This window comes from Leptolyngbya sp. 'hensonii' (assembly GCF_001939115.1).
GTDB lineage: Bacteria > Cyanobacteriota > Cyanobacteriia.
In genome coordinates this window covers 1-16,071 of sequence record NZ_MQTZ01000031.1, presented here as the reverse complement: position 1 = coordinate 16,071, position 16,071 = coordinate 1, and the positions used below count along the sequence as shown (strand labels likewise).

The following is a 16,071-nucleotide window of genomic DNA, read 5'->3' as shown; positions in this document are numbered from 1 at the left end:
CTGTAGAGGCTAGCTCCGGAAAGGTTGGCTCCGGAAAGGTTGGCGCTGTAGAGGTTGGCTCTATAGAGGTTGGCTCTGTCGAGGTTGGCTCCGGAAAGGTTAGCTATATCAAGATTGGCTCCGGAAAGATTGGCTCCGGAAAGGTTGGCTCCAGAGACGTTGGCTCTATAGAGGTAGGCGCTGTCGAGGTTGGCTCCGGAAAGGTTGGCTCCAGAGAGGTTGGCTTCAGAGAGGTTGGCGCTGTCGAGGTTAACTCCAGAGAGATCGGCTCCAGAGAGGTCGGCTCCGGAGAGGTTGGTGCTGGAGAGAAAATTGCCACAAAGGTTAGAAAATGTTCCAGGATTGAGGGCATTGCTGGAGTAAATCGTTTGTAGAAGCCGATTCCGATCAAACGCTGGAGTAGCAGGCTTACCACAGGGATAGAATTGGATATCCTTGTGTGAGGCTTTCTGTCTCTGGCCGTAGCGGTGTAGCTCCAGCAGCAGAATCAAAACATTCAGTCCGGTATAGAGATTGACCTGGCGCTGGCCGGTTAAGGTCTCTATGCCTTTCAGTTGCTCCCGGAGCTGCACCATTTTCTGCTGGGGTAAGGTGGCAGGATTCCCGTCTATGAATTCCCCCTGGCACCAGCGCCGGTAAAACTCCTGCAAGCGCTGAAACAAATTTACAACCTGCAATTCAGTACTTTCTGCCATCAAGGCCGCCAGATACTCGACAATCTCTGGGGTGAGGATTGTTGCCCCCAGCAGGTCATAGAGTTCCCAGTCCATCTGACTCTGGGACGTTTCAAAGCCACCCCGTCGCCCTGGACGGGACCAGTCTTCCAGGGCTTCCCTAATCCGATCGGCACAGAGAAACTCGCCAAAGCTCTTGTGGGCAAACTCGACCGCTCCTTCTAATCCCTGACCCGGTTGCAGATAAAAGGTGGCCAGGGCATTGCGAAGGGGATTGTCACCCAGCCGCTGGCGGGCCTGCTCTAACAGGGTTTTGACTGAAGTATCTTTTAAGCGGGCTTCAATCATGGTTATGGGGGCACATTTCCCGCCCGCCTGCACCACGCACAATCCGGCCTCCATCAGAATGTGCCGTAACTCGTTTTGGTGCAATGCGGTGATTTCCTGCTGCAGTTCTGCTGGGCGCTGCTTACTCAACACCCAATCCAGGGTCTTCTCATACACCACAACCTTGGCTTTCCCCCGCTGCACCCCGGCAAACTCGGTGATAGTCAACTTGCCGTCCCGATGCATGGCGGCCAGCAGGTAGAGTAGCAGAGGTTCCTGGGCCAGTCCTGGCTCCATTTCTGTGCCCCGAATGCGTTCCGGGCAATGGTCATCCGCTAAAAACCGCTGAAATGCCACGGCCTTTTCCGTGCCAACCAATGGTGCCCAACGACCAAACCAGCGGGCCTGCTGTTGGGCCTGCATTGGCTCAATTTCCACTCGCTCCAGGTTGGCTGGCATAGTTCGCTCGATACTGTTTAACGATAGGCTTCGACCCGTAATCAGAACCCGGTGCCCTTTTTCGGAGTTGTCGGCACAACTCTCCTGAAATTTGCCCACCTGCCGCAAAAACTCTTCCAGCCCCCCACTGCTTCGCCCCTGCATCAGCAGCTCGTCAAAGCCATCCAGCAAAAACAGAAAGCGGGTGTTGCGATCTGTCAACCAGCCAGGATCAGTCAGGGCAAAGTCCCGATCTACGGCCTGCCGCAGGGTTTCTTCAAAGTCCTTTTCTAAGGTCCGCACGTCCCGCAGGCGAATTAGAATCGGCGTCCATCGGGGATATTCCTGTTGCCAGACCCAATGGGCAAACATGCGACAGAAGACACTCTTGCCCCGACCTGGTCCCCCCTGAATGAACATGATCCGTTTTTTGCGGGCGTCATCATGCAGGAATTCCCTGGCCCATTGCTCCAGGTCAATGGCTGGCTTGCCTTCATCCCGTTCGCCGTTGGAGGTCAGTGGCTGGGCCTGTAGTGGCACGTAGATATCCTTAAAAGCAAAAGGTTCATCAAATACCGGCAGTAGGGGCAGGGGCTTGATTTTCTCATCCAGATAGATATCAATGCTGAAATACTTCTCAAAGTTGGTCTGTCCCCCGACCTGAAACCAATGCAGCATGGCCTGCACGGTTTGTCCAGACTCGGCCAGGGCTGGCAGCAGGTAGCGATCGGTATTGCGGGCAACCCGATCGACTAATTTCTGTGCTCCAGTTTTCGACAGACCCAGTTCCACCATCCGGGCCTGCAGGCTTTGGTTAAATGCCTGAGCCAATTGGGATTCATGGAAGTAGATCAGGGCCAGACGGGCTTCTCGGTCATCCAGTTCCAGGTCTGCCAGGTGTTTGACCCGTTGTTGCAATGACTGGGAGGCTGGTTTCTCCCCTATTTGCGTCAGCCAGGTCTGAAAGTTTGGCTTGTCGCGAAGTTGAGCTATCTCATGTTGAAAACTGTCTAGATAGGCTGCCTGACTGACCAGGGCGACACATTCCACCAGGGTGGGTTCCCTTTTGGCCTGTTCCCGGTAAATCTGCAGCAATCCCAGGGCGATCGTTACAAAGGGCAGGCTGGAGCCGACAATCTTGGCCATTGGCGAATTGAGGACATCCAGCAGGGAATTGATCTGGCTGACGTAGGGAGCCAGTTGCTGCACCTTGGGGCCTTCGCTCTTGAGCTTTTCTGCCAAACCCAGAACTGCGTTGGTAGTTTCAACGCCTTTAACGATCGTTTCTTTACCAACGATGGTTTTGATGAACTGCCAGATTTTTGTTCCCATGACTCCTGGTTCTGCAAAATTCCTCTCATCAGAATAACTAAGGGATGGGTCTGTTTAGGGATTGTTAATAATCGGCTAATCATCTGCAAAATGGGGTAAAGCTATAGACCTGTGGAACAGGGATAATGGTTTCGGTCGAGTGAAGCCTATCGAAATCTGATTCTGCAACTGGCATCTCCCCTCGTCACAACCTGGTCCTGCTTGACCGAAGCCATCAAGTCATGGCTCCCCACTGTATGCGCTCAGAAATACTAATTGATTCACCATATCCTCAGCAGACTTATTTCCTATTAGTTTGAGCACCCGACGCAGTTGCTCCCCAATAGAATAATCCTGTGAGGAAATTATAATTCCACTGTGTGTCCATCCTTCTGTCAGATATTTGTGATGTAGTTGACAGAAATCGCCAACATTAAAGGTATACAAAACCCGATGCTGTTCAGTTGCTAGGATTAATTGCTCCTCATCACTAAAGCCGAGTGTTCGAACTTTGCCTACAGTTGTCACATCAACGCCTCTTGCCTCTAGAGACTTGATGAATCGCTGATCCATCGAGTCCTCGTCAATAAACAGTCGAATAGAACCCATGCAGCTTATCCCATTGTTTTAGATAGCTGTTCATAACTCAATTTTTCAGCCGCAAGATAGGCTTCAATCTCTGGTTGATTAGCGTGGTAATAGGTTAAGGCAGCATAGACTTGAACCAGAGTAATATTACCCATCCGATCGGCAATTTCCTCAGCATTCAATCCCCTCTTGTACCAGGCCGCAACACGCTGCACAGAGACTCTGCTTCCTGCAATGTGCGGACGCCCTCCTAAAGTGTCTGGTAATTTGACAATGAATGCTCCGATGTCAGTAGCTGGCATAACAATGGCTCTGGTTTTTAGTCTGATCATAACTTGCGTGGATCAACAGTGCTCATCCCATCCTGGGAAGGGTGGCCCGCAGGGCCAAGGTGGGTTTGTGACCCAAGTCAATCATCTCGACAATAGACGACATCTATGTAATTCTAGTAAGCCTGATCCGTCCTATTCAGTGATGCATGCATGAGCTACCCGTTATCCAACACACTTACGATTTGATTCGATGGTACGTGCCCATCCTCAACCGCCTGCCCCGTCAGCATCGCTTCTTGCTGGGCGATCGCATTATCAGGGGGCTCTACGACCTGCTGGATAACTTAATCAAAGCCCGCTACGAACGCCACAAGCTGCCTCGCCTGGAAGGGCTGAATAGTAACCTCGACATCCTGCGTCATCAGACCCGCCTCCTCCTGGATTTTGAAGAACTGTCCCTCGATCGCTACGAGTATGTCGGCAAAGCTATCGACGCGATCGGCTGTGAACTGGGAGGATGGATCAAGCAACAGCGGAAGCACTCATGAAACGGTTTCGGGATCTGTGGTCCCAGATCACCCAATTTGCTAACCTGCTCGATGCTGCTAAAAAAGCCCAGCGAGGGAAGCGCTATCGAGCGAATGTTTTGGCGTTCAATTACAATCGAGAGTCAGAACTGCTCCAATTGCAAGAGGAATTACGCACCCAAACCTATCAGCCTGGAGCTTATCGTACTTTTGAAATTGTAGAGCCGAAAAAGCGCTTGATTTCCGCTGCCCCTTATCGCGATCGAGTGGTGCATCACGCCCTCTGTAACATCATTGTGCCCCTGGTGGAACCCAGCTTCATCTATGATTCCTACGCCAACCGGATCGGTAAGGGCACTCATCGCGCCCTCGATCGCTTCACCCGATTTGCCCGCTCCAGCCGCTACGTCTTGCAGTGTGATATTCAGAAATATTTCCCCAGTATTGATCACCAGATTCTCAAGATCATCATTCGCCAGAAAATCAAGTGTCAGGAAACCCTCTGGCTGATCGATACCATCATCGACAACAGTAACGAACAGCCCCTGGCCGTCTTCCATTTCCCTGGAGATGATATCCTGACTCCGTTAGAGAGGCGACGGGGCCTACCGATCGGCAACCTCACCAGTCAGTTCTTTGCCAACTGGTATCTGAATGGCTTTGACCAGTTTGTCAAAGGCAAGCTGCGGGTCAAAAAGTATGTCCGCTATGTCGATGATTTCGCCCTGTTTTCTGATGACTGGGGTTTTCTGAAAGAAGCTCAACAGGCGATCGACGAGTGCCTGGCCGCGATGCGGTTGAAAGTCCATCCCGTCAAGAGTCAGTTGTTCGAAACCCGTCATGGGGCTAATTTTCTCGGTTTTCGGATTTTGCCAGATCGGATTCGAGTTCGCATTGAGAACCTGCGGCGGGGTAGAAGACGGTTGCGACGATTGCAGGCTGCCTATACGATCGGGCAAATCTCGCTCAAAGAACTGATGCAATCCCTGCAAAGCTGGGACGCTCACCTCCAGCATGGTGATACCTGGCAATTGCGCCAGCAGATATTCACCTCACTTGATTTGACAAGGGGGTGAAGACGGGACAGGCACTTCCGGACCTTGCGGGGTGGTTCCTGGAACAACAATCCGAGGAATTGCCGCTCTGCGATTCGCAATCATAATGCGCCGGACGATCGCAACAACAACATCGGTTTTCGTGTTGTGAGTCGTTTCCCCAGAACTCTTCGGTACCAGAACTGGCAGATGGGAATCTGTCAGGTGTGTCAGAGAAGAGCCCAGACCTGTTCCGGTGATGTCGGTGACGGCATCCGAAAATCAACCGGGTTGGTCAGCTTAGTAGGTGTTACCGAACCGTTGCCCAACCCAACCCAATTCATGTCCCATTTTTCGGCTTTTATGGTGACTGATTCCAATATCAAATATCGCATCAACATCCACTATCAGGAGCAGCGCCGCCGCTACTATGCTGAAGACCTGGGCCAGGGGATTCTGCTCAAGCTGGTGGAAATCCCTGCTGGCACCTTCCGGATGGGTTCCCCCGATGATGAACTCGATCGTCAAAGTGATGAAGGACCGCAGCATGATGTGACCCTGAACCGCTTCTGCCTGGGCATGTATCCCGTCACTCAGGCCCAGTGGCGATCGGTGGCGGCTCTACCTCTGGAACAGCGAGAACTCGATCCTGACCCTTCCCACTTCAAAGGGGACGTTGGCGAAGCCTCTCAGAATGAGAATCGTCCAGTGGAGCAAGTCTCCTGGGAAGACGCCATGGAGTTCTGTGCCCGTCTATGCAAAAAAACGGGCCGGGAGTACGGCCTGCCCACGGAGGCTGAGTGGGAATATGCCTGCCGGGCTGGAACCACTAGTCCCTTCCACTTTGGGGAGACGATCACCACTGATTTAGTGAACTACGATGGTCGCTATGTCTATGGCCGGGGACCCAAGGGAATTTATCGACAGGAAACAACCCCTGTTGGCAGTTTCCCGGCTAATGCCTTTGGTCTTTACGACCTGCACGGGAATGTCTGGGAGTGGTGTGCGGACCACTACCATGGGGACTACACAGAGAAACCAGACGCCCTCAAATTAGATGGAAATACCCCCTGGGAAACACTTGAAATCGGCTCTGAGAGAGTCTTTCGAGGTGGTTCTTGGAACCCCTATCCGTGGCATTGCCGCTCTGCGATTCGCCTTCATCATGCGCCGGACGATCGCGACGACGTCATCGGTTTTCGTGTTGTGAGTCGTTTCCCCAGGGCTGTTCGGTAGCGCTTTATACTTTAGCTATTTTGCCCTTTACGCTTGTTTCTTTACCCTTCTGGCTGGCGCGAAGCGCCAAAAATTTTTTTGGGGCCATCGGGGGGTTGATCCCCTTTGGGGAGGATGAAGCCCGTAGGGGTGAGGTGGGTTCCCCTACAGGTCTTGTTGTTAGCCATTACGGGGGGTAAATCCAGGGTCTGTGCTTGGCTACCAAGATTTGCGTACACGGTAGCCCTTTTCAAGGGGGAGAACTAGTGTTCCGTCAGGAAAATTTTGGCATTAATATACTTCATGCACCAACACTGCCCTCACCCCCGGCCCCTCTCCCAGAGCGGGAGAGGGGAGAAATTAAGCGTTAATGCCCCTTCTCCCCATTGTGGGAGAAGGGGGTGGGGGATGAGGGGAAAGGGATTGGTGTGCCAAGTATATTGTTGCCAAAATTTTGACGGGTCGAAGACCCGCAAAATTTAACCCCAATCAACAACCTGGATTTTGGCTGCCCGTCAATCATTGATTGACTTACCACTAGATGCATCTGGTTCTGGTGCTGTGGTAAGAATGCTGGCAGGAAAGGCTTCCAGGGATTCGACAGTCAAGGCAACTATCAGGGCCGCTTCTAACTGGGCGATCGTCAGTTGCTCAAGCTGACTCTGGAGTTCAGTGGGAACCACCTGAAATCGATGTTGAAGCACCTGCAGGAGGGACCGATACGCCTGACTTTGGGCACCTGCTTGCAGCCCCTCTTGCAGCCCCTCTTGCAGCCCCTCTTGCAGCCCCTCTTGCAACCCCTGCTGCAACCCCTGCTGCAACCCCTGCTGCAACCCCTGCTGCAACCCCTGCTGCAACCCCTTCTGCAGCCCCTTCTCCATTCCAATTCGTTCAAAATTACTCACATAGGGCATGGCTCTCTCCTGCTCATAAACCTCAATGGCTTGCCAGACTTCCTGTTCTAACTCTTTAGGTAATTTTAACAACCAATCAATGAATAGCAGCAGGTTGATGGCCGCCTGTTGCCCATAGCCCTTGTCGTAGAGGTCTTGAATCAGGCGAATCTTCCACCGCTTTCGCTCCAGTTTGTCTTTGCGGGTTTCCTGTAGCTTTAGGTGGGTCATTACCACCGTTGCAAAGGGATTCCTGCTGGTTTCCAGCTCGCTCCATCGGGAACGATAGTCTAGCAGCTTGACTGTTAGAAAAGTAAACTCCATTCGACAACCCAGAATTTCTCGCACATATTCAGTGGGTCGCCAGGAAGGGCTGGCATCACAGAGAATGGCCATGCTGATCACAGGCCGATCGTAGCGATCGACGATGCGGTGGTAGTAGGTGCTCATGCGCTGGGCAAAGTTGGCTTCTCGTTTGGCCTGAATTTCGATGTGCAGAAGTATCCAAATTTCTTCCCCAGTGGTGAGCCAGACTTTGGCAAGTTTGTCTGCGTAACGACGACCGACTACAGCTTCACGGGTAATTCGTTCTAACTCCTTATCGAGGAATTCGTAGGGCCTGGACCCATCGATCGCCTGTTGGACGGTGGGGAAGAAGAAGTGGAGGCAATCCTGGAAGTGCTGTTCAAGGATAGTTTTCCAGGGGCTGTCCTGGTCGGTACGGGATGGACTCATGCAGGCAGAGGAAAACGGACCCCTTAATAGTACATAAATTCTATGCCATCTCTCCTTTCAGCCAGCAGAGGCGTTGCAACCCAGGCAGAGCCTGGGCGTGAGGGAGGTGTTTCTGAAGCCTGGGCGTGAGGGAGGACCTGGTGTCGGGGTGGGTCTGGTCTGCTCGCCAAAGGGAATTGCCCACTCCAGTTCTGGGCTAAAATCGCTGGCCGAAGCCGAAGTTAATGCGGGTGTCGCCTCGATCGCTGATGCCAAAATCCAGTCGCAACACCCCCAGGGGCGACAGAAACCTTAACCCCGTGCCATAACCGAAACCGCTCCCTGGTTTGTTGCGGGTCAGGGCTGGTTGCCCCGGCACCGCATTGCCTGACCCCAGATCGGAGGCGAAGTCGGTGAAGAATACCCCCATCAAGGGCCATTCCAAGAAGGGCAGGGTCAAGAGGGGCAGGCGATATTCGACGGAGGCCAGGACGTAACTGCGACCGGATCCCACCTGACCGTAATCGTAGCCCCGGACGGATTCGGGTCCGCCCAGGGGAAAGGCACGGTAGGGGGGCAGATCGCCGATCGTGGTTCCAGCTTGCAAATTGTAGGCCAGCACCTCTGGCAGGTTTTCCTGGGTCAGCAGACGCAGGGGAAAATACTGGCTGTAGCTGGCCTGGAGACGGTTGGAGAGAATAGTACCGAGGCCGATCGGGAGCGATTGTTCGCTGCTGAACCGGACAAAAGACCCGTCGGTGGGATTCAGGCTGTCGTTGCGCTGGTCCCGCTGGGCGGCGATCAGGATGGTGCTCAAGTCGTCAATGCCGGTGCCACTGAGGGTGAGGGGATTGCCCTGGGCATCGCTGGCAAAGTTGCGATCGGACCCGTCCTGCAACCGATAGCGGGTGTAGTTCAGCCCTAGGAAGCCTTGCCAATCTCCGATCGGGCGATCGAAGGTGATGCCGCCGCCAATCTGGTTTACCTGCACTGGGTCCCCATTGGCCAGCCGAATTTTGTCGTCAAAGATGGGGGAAAGACTCGATCGGTTGTAGCCCTCGATCCGATAACCGGGCATATCGGGATTGCCCCGGCGATAGGGGCTGGTAAAGCTGCCATTGTATTGGATGTTCCGCTGGCCAATCTGCAGGGTGAGGGCAAGGGTCTGGCCCACGCCAGCGATATTGCGGTTGATGTAGGTGAGGGAGCCGTAAATGCCGCTGACATCATCAACCCCCCCACCGGGAATGAAACTGTTGGGGTCGGCTTCGACTAGCTCATAGGTGACGGTGACCCGATCGGCCTCGCCGCTGAGGGCTACCCCGACTCGATCGAACAGGCCCAGTTGTTTCAGGTGTTGAATATCCTTTTGCAGTCGATCGTTGCTCAGAATTTGGCCCGGTTGGAGTTGCAGTTCCCGGCGCAGAAAATCGGTCTGGGTCTGTCCCTGGAAGGGCTGACCCTTCCCATCTACAGCCTGCCCTTCCCGGTTGAGGAACCGAATCCCCACCGCTTCGATGCGCCCCTCAGCCACGACCAGGGTAATGAGGCCCGATCGTTCGGTTTGCAGGGCAAAGACTCGCGCCACTGGATATCCCTGCTGGCGGTACCACTGGTTGATCTGCTGGGCGGCCTGGTTCAGGTTCCCTGGACGGATCGCCTGCCCAAACTGGGACTGAAAGGCGGTGGTGGCGACTTCCTGCGGCAGGACTTCCGCTCCGGTGATCTGGATCGATCGCAGGACGATCGGGGTTACTTCGTAGGTCACACTCAACCCCTGTACCGTGGGCCGGGTGATCACGTTCACCTGAGCCAACAGGCCGGTATTCAGGAGGGCCGCCACATCCCGGCGGATCAGGCTCTGACTTGTTTCCCCCCCTGTTTGGGTCCGAATCGTCTGGCGGACAATTTGCTGCAAATCCGGGTCCAGGCCTGTAATCTGTACCTCGGAGACGACGGTTACGAGGTCCTGTGGATCGGCAGGGGACTCTGGGACCGGCTCTGCCGGGACGATCGGTACCTCGATCGGAAAATTAACGGGAGTCAGGGAGGAGCCGGAAGCTCCAGGCAACAGGACGGACTGATAGTCCTGATAGTATTTGATGCCATTTTGCTCCTGGGTCAGGCCGGGGGCAGTCCAGACCGGCACCATGATCAGGCTGCAAAAAATGAGGGGAAACGATCTCATGCCAGGAACCGTAATGTCCCCACAGTTTTGGCCTGAACGGACAGCAATTTCAGCTTTTATTACGCTTTTGCAACAAAATTCTGAGAGTCAGGCTTGGTTCAGTCAGGATCAAAAAGCGGTCGTTTGCCGTATTTGCAGTAGCACGATTAAATCCAGGGCATTCTATGGATCGTGGATTTAATAACTCCGAAATTTTCAGCCCTCACCCCCAACCCCCAACCCCTCCCCCTCTCCCGATGGGAGAGGGGGCAGGGGGGTGAGGGCAATCAGGAGTTTATCGGTGTTATTTAATTCTCATTCCTATGTGGGCATCGTGAATTCGATAGACTTGACTTTCCCCATGCGAGAAGGCTGGGTCGGGATCACTGGGCTGAACGATCGGGATAGACAAAAGTTCTGAAACAGGAACCCTTGGTTAAAAAGCATGTCATCAAAAATGCCTGTTATAAGTTTTGCGAAAATTAATGCCTTCTGTTTAGGACCTTCTGCAAGATCCGTCCTGGGATTGCTTCTCCTGATTGTGGCTGGTTTTCTGGGTAATTATTTTCGCTGGACCTTATTTTTTGATATTGACTTTTTGCTGGGTTCGATCGCAGTTTGGATTGTCGTTTGTTTGTACGGCGTTGGTTGGGGAACCCTGGCCGGGTTGATTGCTGGAAGTTGCACCTATATGATCTGGCATCATCCCTATACCACGATCACGTTCACCCTGGAAGCATTGGTGGTGGGCTGGTTGTTTCAAAAACGGCAGCCCAATAACATCGTCCTGCTGGATGCGATTTTCTGGTTGGTGATAGGTATGCCACTGGTCTGGCTGTTCTACGCCATAATTCTGCAGGTTGATCCGACCCAGTTCCGCATTATTTTGATGAAACAGCCTGTCAATGGGGTTTTCAACGCCCTGGCAGCTAGCTTGCTCTTAACCAGTTTGCCGATCCATCGCTGGGTGGCACGGCCCCCTGTCATCAATACCCTGTCCCTGCAACAAACCTTGTTTAACCTGCTGGTCGCCTTTGTCTCCTTTCCGACTCTGATGATCATTGTGCTGGCCAGCCATCAGGTGGTGGATGACATTAAAGCAACTGCCCAGTCAGATTTGAATGATGCCTCCCGGTATCTGACGGTAGAGGTGCGCACCTGGTACGAACGGCGGTTGACCGCGATCGGCGAATTGGCCAATATTGCAGCGATCGAATCGATTCAGTCTGAAACGTTACATCAGAGTCTTAACTTTACTCGACAGGCTTTCCCCGATTTTCGGCAAATTTATCTGCTGGATGAGGCTGGTAAAAGGGTCTTAAATCCAGAACAAGAAAGCCCACAAAAGCCAGGTTCAGCGTGGAATGACGATCAGTATTTTCAAAAAATCAGACAGTCCTGGCAACCCTACCTTTCCAAAGTCCTGCTCCCATCGGGTCAACAGTCTTCTCCTACAGTTATTCTGGGTATGCCGATTGTTCAGTCTGGGAAACTGATCGGTGCCATCCTGGGGGAGATTGATTTAGATCAGATTGCAAAATTATTGCAGTCCAACGTTGGGGGGCAGAAATTGCAGATTACCTTGCTTGATCCACAAGGAACGGTTGCCGCCAGTACCCAACCGGACCGGATCGGAATGACTCGTTTTGATTGGCGTCGTGATGGTGAGGTGTATGCTCTTGCTCCCCAGGCTTATCACTGGTTGCCTACCCAGGGGAGCCATCTGGTGATGGTGCAATGGACCAACTCCTTCTTCGTTAAAGAGTCGCGGGTTGGTGCTAATTTGCCCTGGACGTTGATTGTCCAGTGGCGATCGCCCTGAGAATTCATGCCTCTCTGGAACTGGAAGAAATCCTGAATACCACGGTGGCGGAGGTGCGGCAGTTCCTCCAGACCGATCGGGTGATTGTGTATCAGTTCCAGATGGATTGGAGTGGGACTGTCGTGGTCGAATCTGTGGCGGAGGGGTGGCAATCGATTTTGGGCCGCCAGATTATTGATAGCTATTTTGTCGAAACTCAAGGGATTACCTATAAACAGGGACGCATTCAAGCCATCTCGGACATTGACCAGGCTGGACTGGCGGAATGCCATATAACCCTGCTCAAAGACCTGCAGGTGCGGGCCAATCTGGTGGTTCCGATCGTGCAGGGGGATAGTCTGTGGGGATTGCTGGTGGCCCAGCATTGTCAAAGTCCGCGTGATTGGGAGGCGTCAGAGATTGACTTTCTGAAGCAACTGGCCATTCAGGCGGCGATCGCCATTTACCAATCCGAACTATACCGCCATGAGCAGCGGTTGAATACGATTCTGGAACAGCAGGTGGAGGAACGAACAAGTCAACTGAAACGCGCCTTACAGTATGAAGCGATGCTCAAGCGAATTACGGATAAAGTCCGGGATAGTCTGGATGAGAACCAGATCTTGCAAACGGCTGTGGAGGAACTGGTGCAGGGCTTAGAGGTATATGGATGTGATACGGCCCTGTTTGATCTAGATCAGGACACTGTTGTTGTGGCACACTCCTATATGGCCGCTGGCCCAGCCGCTCATCCAGACATGCTGCCCGTGGCCTATTTTTCTGATATTTACCTGCAATTACTCAAGGGTCAGCATCTGCAATTTTGTGAGTTTGCCTCTGCCCTGTCCAATCAGCCCTGGCAATCGAGAACTATTCTTGCCTGTCCGATTACGGATGATCAGGGAGTTCTGGGGCATCTCAGGCTCTTCCGGTCTCATGTAGAGATTTTTCAGGAATCCGATATTCGTCTGGTGTTCCAGGTGGCGAATCAATGTGCGATCGCGATTCGCCAGGCCCGCTTGTACCAGGCTTCTCAGGTTCAGGTCAGAGCCCTAGAGGAACTGAACCAGCTCAAGGACGATTTTCTCAGCACCGTTTCCCATGAGTTGCGCACCCCGATCGCCAACATGAAGATGGCGATTCACATGCTCAGAATGGTTCCGGTCGAAGAGCGGCGGGAACAGTATCTGAAGATCCTGCAGACCGAATGCACCAGAGAGGCAGAGCTAATTAATGATCTGCTGGATCTGCAGCGCCTTGCCTCTGGCACCAAAACGCTGGAGTTGGAGACGATCGAGCTGCCAGAATGGCTGGCCAACCTGATGGAGCCCTTCCAGGAGCGGGTGCAAAGTCGGCAACAACTGCTTCAGGTCCATCTTCAGCCTGACTTGCTGCCCCTAACATCAGACTCTGCCTGTCTGAGCCGGATTGTGGTAGAACTGCTCAACAATGCCTGTAAGTACACCCCTCCCGGTGAAACGATTTCCCTGGCTGTCTCCTATGCCCCGGAGACATTTGTTGATCCCTGTCTCCAAATCAGGGTGTGTAATTCAGGCGTGGAAATTCCTGCCCCTGAACTGACCCGCATTTTTGAGAAGTTTTACCGCGTTCCGGGTATCGATCGCTGGAAGCAAGGGGGAACGGGATTAGGATTGGCCCTCGTTAAAAAACTGACTGAACATCTGGGCGGTACGATTCAGGTGGAAAGCCGATCGAATCAGACCTGTTTTACGGTGGAAATCCCCAATCGGTAAAATTAACCCCCAACGTGGATGGCCGGCCGTTTTTCGGGATTTTTCTCGGCTCTTCGCAGTACTTCGCGGGTCACTACAGCGGTGTCTCCTTCGCCAAACAGGAGGAAGCGCAGTAAATATTGGACAGGATTGCCTTCTGCCCAGCCAAAGTAAGCGTGAGGCAGTTTTCTCGTTTCATCGCGGATATAGAGCAGGATTGCGGCAATGGCATTGGGGACTGCGGCGCTTTGGGCCCGGAGAATTCGGTAAGGACCGATCCGCACCCCTTCCACTCGAATGGTTTCGAAGAATTCTGACGCATCAGAAACCTGAATTTCCAGGAAGATCACCGGATCCGAGAAGGGAATATGGTTATCGTCCCGCACTTCCTGTTCTTTCGAGAGATATTCCCATTCGCTTCCCCCTCTTCTGCGGTGGGCAATTAAGCGGATAGTATGGTCACTTTCTTCCGCAATCAGGCGACGGGCTGTTTCGTCCATTTCGATTTTCTCAGCCCGAATTTCGGTCGAACGCCAGACCCGTGAAACCAGAGAGGTGGCAATGATGGTGCCAATGAAGAAGGCGGCAATCTTGACCCCATCTGGTCTTTCAATAATATTGACGATCATGGTGTAGAGAAACACGGCGGTAATCAGGCCAAAAATCAGGGTGCTGCGTCGCGATCGACGGTAGCGGGCTGATAGGGTGACGGCAAAGGCGGCAGAGCTCATTAACACCAACACCCCTGTGGCGTAGGCTCCCCCCTGAGCTTCCACATTGGCTTTGAAGAGAATGGTGACGGCAAAGGCGATGCCCGTGTAAACCAGTACCAGTGGTCGGACTGCCCTGGCCCAGTTGGGGGCCATCCCGTACCGGGGTAAATAGCGTGGGACGATATTGAGCAATCCGGCCATGGCCGACGCACCGGCGAACCACAGAATGGAAATGGTACTCAAATCGTACAGAGATCCAAAGCCATTGCCTAAATAAAGATGGGCCAGGTAAGCCAGAGCCCTGCCATTCGCTTTTCCCCCAGGTTGAAATTCTTCTGCCGGAATCAGCAACGTTGTGGCCAGACTGCTGGTGAGCAGGAAAAAGCTCATCACGAGGGCGGCTGTTGTCAGCAACTTGTAAGTATTGCGAATCCGCCCGTGGGGATGCTCTTCCGTATCGCTGGAGCGTCCCTGGACCAGGGGCATGACGGCTACACCTGTTTCAAAGCCGGATAATCCCAGAGCCAGTTTGGGAAAGAGCAGGGCTGAAATTCCCAAAAGTACCAGGGGATTACTGTGGTTGCTGAACAGGACGACCTGCCAGTCTGTAATGGCCCTCGGATGCTCCAGAATGTGTTGGAACGCAACGCCAATCGTCACGAGATTCAGCAGAAGGTAGGTTGCAACCAGGAAAACGGCCAGCCCGATCGCTTCTCGAAACCCTTTCAAAAACACCGCCCCGAGCAAGGCAATCAGGACGAGGGTGATGCCGATCGGCTGGTCATGTAGAAAACCTGGCACCAGGGGATTTTCAATGATGTGGGCAGTCGCATCTGCTGCCGAAAGGGTGATAGTAATGATGAAGTCGGTAGCCACAAACCCCAGAAGGCAGAGCACAAACAGCTTGCCCTGCCACCAGGATAGGAGATGTTCGAGCATGGCGATCGATCCCTCCCCATGGGGACTGGTTACGGCCACCTGGCGATAAATCGGTAATGCACCCAGCAGGGTGAGTAGAATCAAAATCAGGGTTGCGATGGGAGAGAGTGCCCCTGCGGCCAGGGCTGCAATTCCTGGCTGATATCCCAGGGTCGAGAAGTAATCGACGCCAGTGAGACACATGACCTGCCACCAGGGATGTTTGGGATGGCTGCCTTCCTTGCTGGCGCGATCGTCTTTCAGGAGCCAGCGAATGAATCGTTTGCGGTGTCGTCTAGATGGAATGATCGCTCCAACCATACAACGCTACTCCTATCTGGCCATAACATGCATCAACCAGTGTCCCATAAGAGAAGGCAGGTTCTCTCATGCACTTGGCGGCCCTTAAGCCCAGTAAAAATACGAGATGATTTCGTGAAGAAATGTATTAATTGTTTCAGAAAAGACGGGTAAATTACAAATGTTCATTCCTGACCGGACGGATTGCCTCAGGCGGTTGTGCATCAAATAATTGTTGGATAAGTTGCGAAGTCTTGCCAAGTCCAAGGCTCTGCTGCCAAGTTTGCTCGTTGAGCCGCAGTTGTTTTGAATCGGCTATGCCGCCAAATCCAATTGAAATAACTGACAACCAATCGTGTAGTCACCTTCGTTTGCTCCCACACCTTGCCAAACTTGTTTTGCCGTCGATGCCACCGTCCTGTTTGTTGCCGGATAATACCATTGGT

Annotated in this window: 12 protein-coding genes and 2 pseudogenes; 6 read left to right on the top strand and 8 right to left on the bottom strand. The window is 53.1% G+C overall.

All coding sequences use genetic code 11. From position 1 onward, the window contains the following. From BST81_RS10910 to BST81_RS10900, 3 genes are all read right to left on the bottom strand, one after another. The coding region (locus tag BST81_RS10910; protein ID WP_075598565.1) for a pentapeptide repeat-containing protein at nt 1-2,771 on the bottom strand (2,771 nt) is incomplete at its 3' end. A gap of 219 nt (nt 2,772-2,990) precedes the next feature. Then, complete coding sequence (locus tag BST81_RS10905; RefSeq protein ID WP_075598564.1) at nt 2,991-3,359, bottom strand: DUF5615 family PIN-like protein; 369 nt, start codon at nt 3,357-3,359, stop codon at nt 2,991-2,993. Between the two features lie 5 nt (nt 3,360-3,364). Then, nucleotides 3,365-3,640 (bottom strand): DUF433 domain-containing protein, encoded by a 276-nt coding sequence (locus BST81_RS10900; RefSeq protein ID WP_075598563.1) that lies wholly within the window; start codon nt 3,638-3,640, stop codon nt 3,365-3,367. Nucleotides 3,641-3,816: 176 nt separating this feature from the next. On the opposite strand from BST81_RS10900, the gene avd reads away from it, so the two are divergent. The 4 genes and pseudogenes from avd (at nt 3,817) to BST81_RS10880 (ending at nt 6,407) form a co-directional block, all read left to right on the top strand. Continuing rightward, entirely contained in the window at nt 3,817-4,158 is a 342-nt protein-coding gene (gene avd / locus BST81_RS10895) for a diversity-generating retroelement protein Avd (RefSeq protein ID WP_075598562.1), read from the top strand. Beyond that, the gene (locus tag BST81_RS10890) at nt 4,128-5,213 is read left to right on the top strand and encodes an RNA-directed DNA polymerase (protein WP_363079839.1); all 1,086 of its coding nucleotides are present in this window, start codon (nt 4,128-4,130) and stop codon (nt 5,211-5,213) included. Before avd ends, BST81_RS10890 begins: the two co-directional genes overlap by 31 nt. A 21-nt stretch (nt 5,214-5,234) precedes the next feature. Beyond that, nucleotides 5,235-5,330 (top strand): annotated as a pseudogene (locus BST81_RS29115) (formylglycine-generating enzyme family protein); the annotation flags it as partial. 66 nt (nt 5,331-5,396) lie between these two features. Then, nucleotides 5,397-6,407 carry a formylglycine-generating enzyme family protein gene (locus tag BST81_RS10880; protein ID WP_253188226.1) on the top strand — a complete coding sequence of 337 codons (1,011 nt, stop codon included), beginning with the start codon at nt 5,397-5,399 and terminating at the stop codon, nt 6,405-6,407. A gap of 41 nt (nt 6,408-6,448) precedes the next feature. Here the strand turns inward: BST81_RS10880 and BST81_RS29110 are convergent, their stop codons facing one another. The 3 genes from BST81_RS29110 to BST81_RS10870 all read right to left on the bottom strand — a co-directional run bounded on the left by BST81_RS29110 (nt 6,449) and on the right by BST81_RS10870 (nt 10,145). Next, nucleotides 6,449-6,574 (bottom strand): hypothetical protein, encoded by a 126-nt coding sequence (locus tag BST81_RS29110; protein WP_290439436.1) that lies wholly within the window; start codon nt 6,572-6,574, stop codon nt 6,449-6,451. A 327-nt stretch (nt 6,575-6,901) separates the two neighbouring features. Then, on the bottom strand, nt 6,902-8,014 hold the full coding sequence (locus tag BST81_RS28040; RefSeq protein ID WP_171974728.1) for a cytosolic protein: 1,113 nt from the start codon (nt 8,012-8,014) through the stop codon (nt 6,902-6,904). 196 nt (nt 8,015-8,210) lie between these two features. Beyond that, nucleotides 8,211-10,145 (bottom strand): BamA/TamA family outer membrane protein, encoded by a 1,935-nt coding sequence (locus tag BST81_RS10870; protein WP_171974727.1) that lies wholly within the window; start codon nt 10,143-10,145, stop codon nt 8,211-8,213. A gap of 541 nt (nt 10,146-10,686) precedes the next feature. On the opposite strand from BST81_RS10870, the gene BST81_RS10865 reads away from it, so the two are divergent. Further along, a complete protein-coding gene (locus BST81_RS10865) occupies nt 10,687-11,982 on the top strand; it encodes a cache domain-containing protein (RefSeq protein ID WP_216351299.1) in 1,296 nt (431 codons plus the stop codon). Then, nucleotides 11,967-13,715, top strand: coding sequence for a GAF domain-containing protein (locus BST81_RS10860; RefSeq protein ID WP_216351298.1), 1,749 nt, complete (start codon nt 11,967-11,969; stop codon nt 13,713-13,715). Before BST81_RS10865 ends, BST81_RS10860 begins: the two co-directional genes overlap by 16 nt. A gap of 2 nt (nt 13,716-13,717) precedes the next feature. Here BST81_RS10860 and BST81_RS10855 read toward each other — a convergent pair whose 3' ends face one another. Together BST81_RS10855 and BST81_RS10850 are read right to left on the bottom strand one after the other, a co-directional pair. Next, nucleotides 13,718-15,646: an APC family permease gene (locus tag BST81_RS10855; RefSeq protein ID WP_075598556.1), complete on the bottom strand. Its 1,929-nt coding sequence runs from the start codon at nt 15,644-15,646 to the stop codon at nt 13,718-13,720. A 203-nt stretch (nt 15,647-15,849) separates the two neighbouring features. Next, nucleotides 15,850-16,071, bottom strand: a pseudogene (locus BST81_RS10850) (IS1 family transposase); the annotation flags it as partial.

Coding starts and splice junctions, on each gene's coding strand:
- BST81_RS10905 (WP_075598564.1), bottom strand. CDS start 3,359: ATGGGTTCTATTCGACTGTTTATTGACGAGGACTCGATGGATCAGCGA.
- BST81_RS10900 (WP_075598563.1), bottom strand. CDS start 3,640: ATGCCAGCTACTGACATCGGAGCATTCATTGTCAAATTACCAGACACT.
- avd (WP_075598562.1), top strand. CDS start 3,817: ATGCATGAGCTACCCGTTATCCAACACACTTACGATTTGATTCGATGG.
- BST81_RS10890 (WP_363079839.1), top strand. CDS start 4,128: ATGGATCAAGCAACAGCGGAAGCACTCATGAAACGGTTTCGGGATCTG.
- BST81_RS29110 (WP_290439436.1), bottom strand. CDS start 6,574: ATGGCTAACAACAAGACCTGTAGGGGAACCCACCTCACCCCTACGGGC.
- BST81_RS28040 (WP_171974728.1), bottom strand. CDS start 8,014: ATGAGTCCATCCCGTACCGACCAGGACAGCCCCTGGAAAACTATCCTT.
- BST81_RS10870 (WP_171974727.1), bottom strand. CDS start 10,145: ATGGTGCCGGTCTGGACTGCCCCCGGCCTGACCCAGGAGCAAAATGGC.
- BST81_RS10855 (WP_075598556.1), bottom strand. CDS start 15,646: ATGGTTGGAGCGATCATTCCATCTAGACGACACCGCAAACGATTCATT.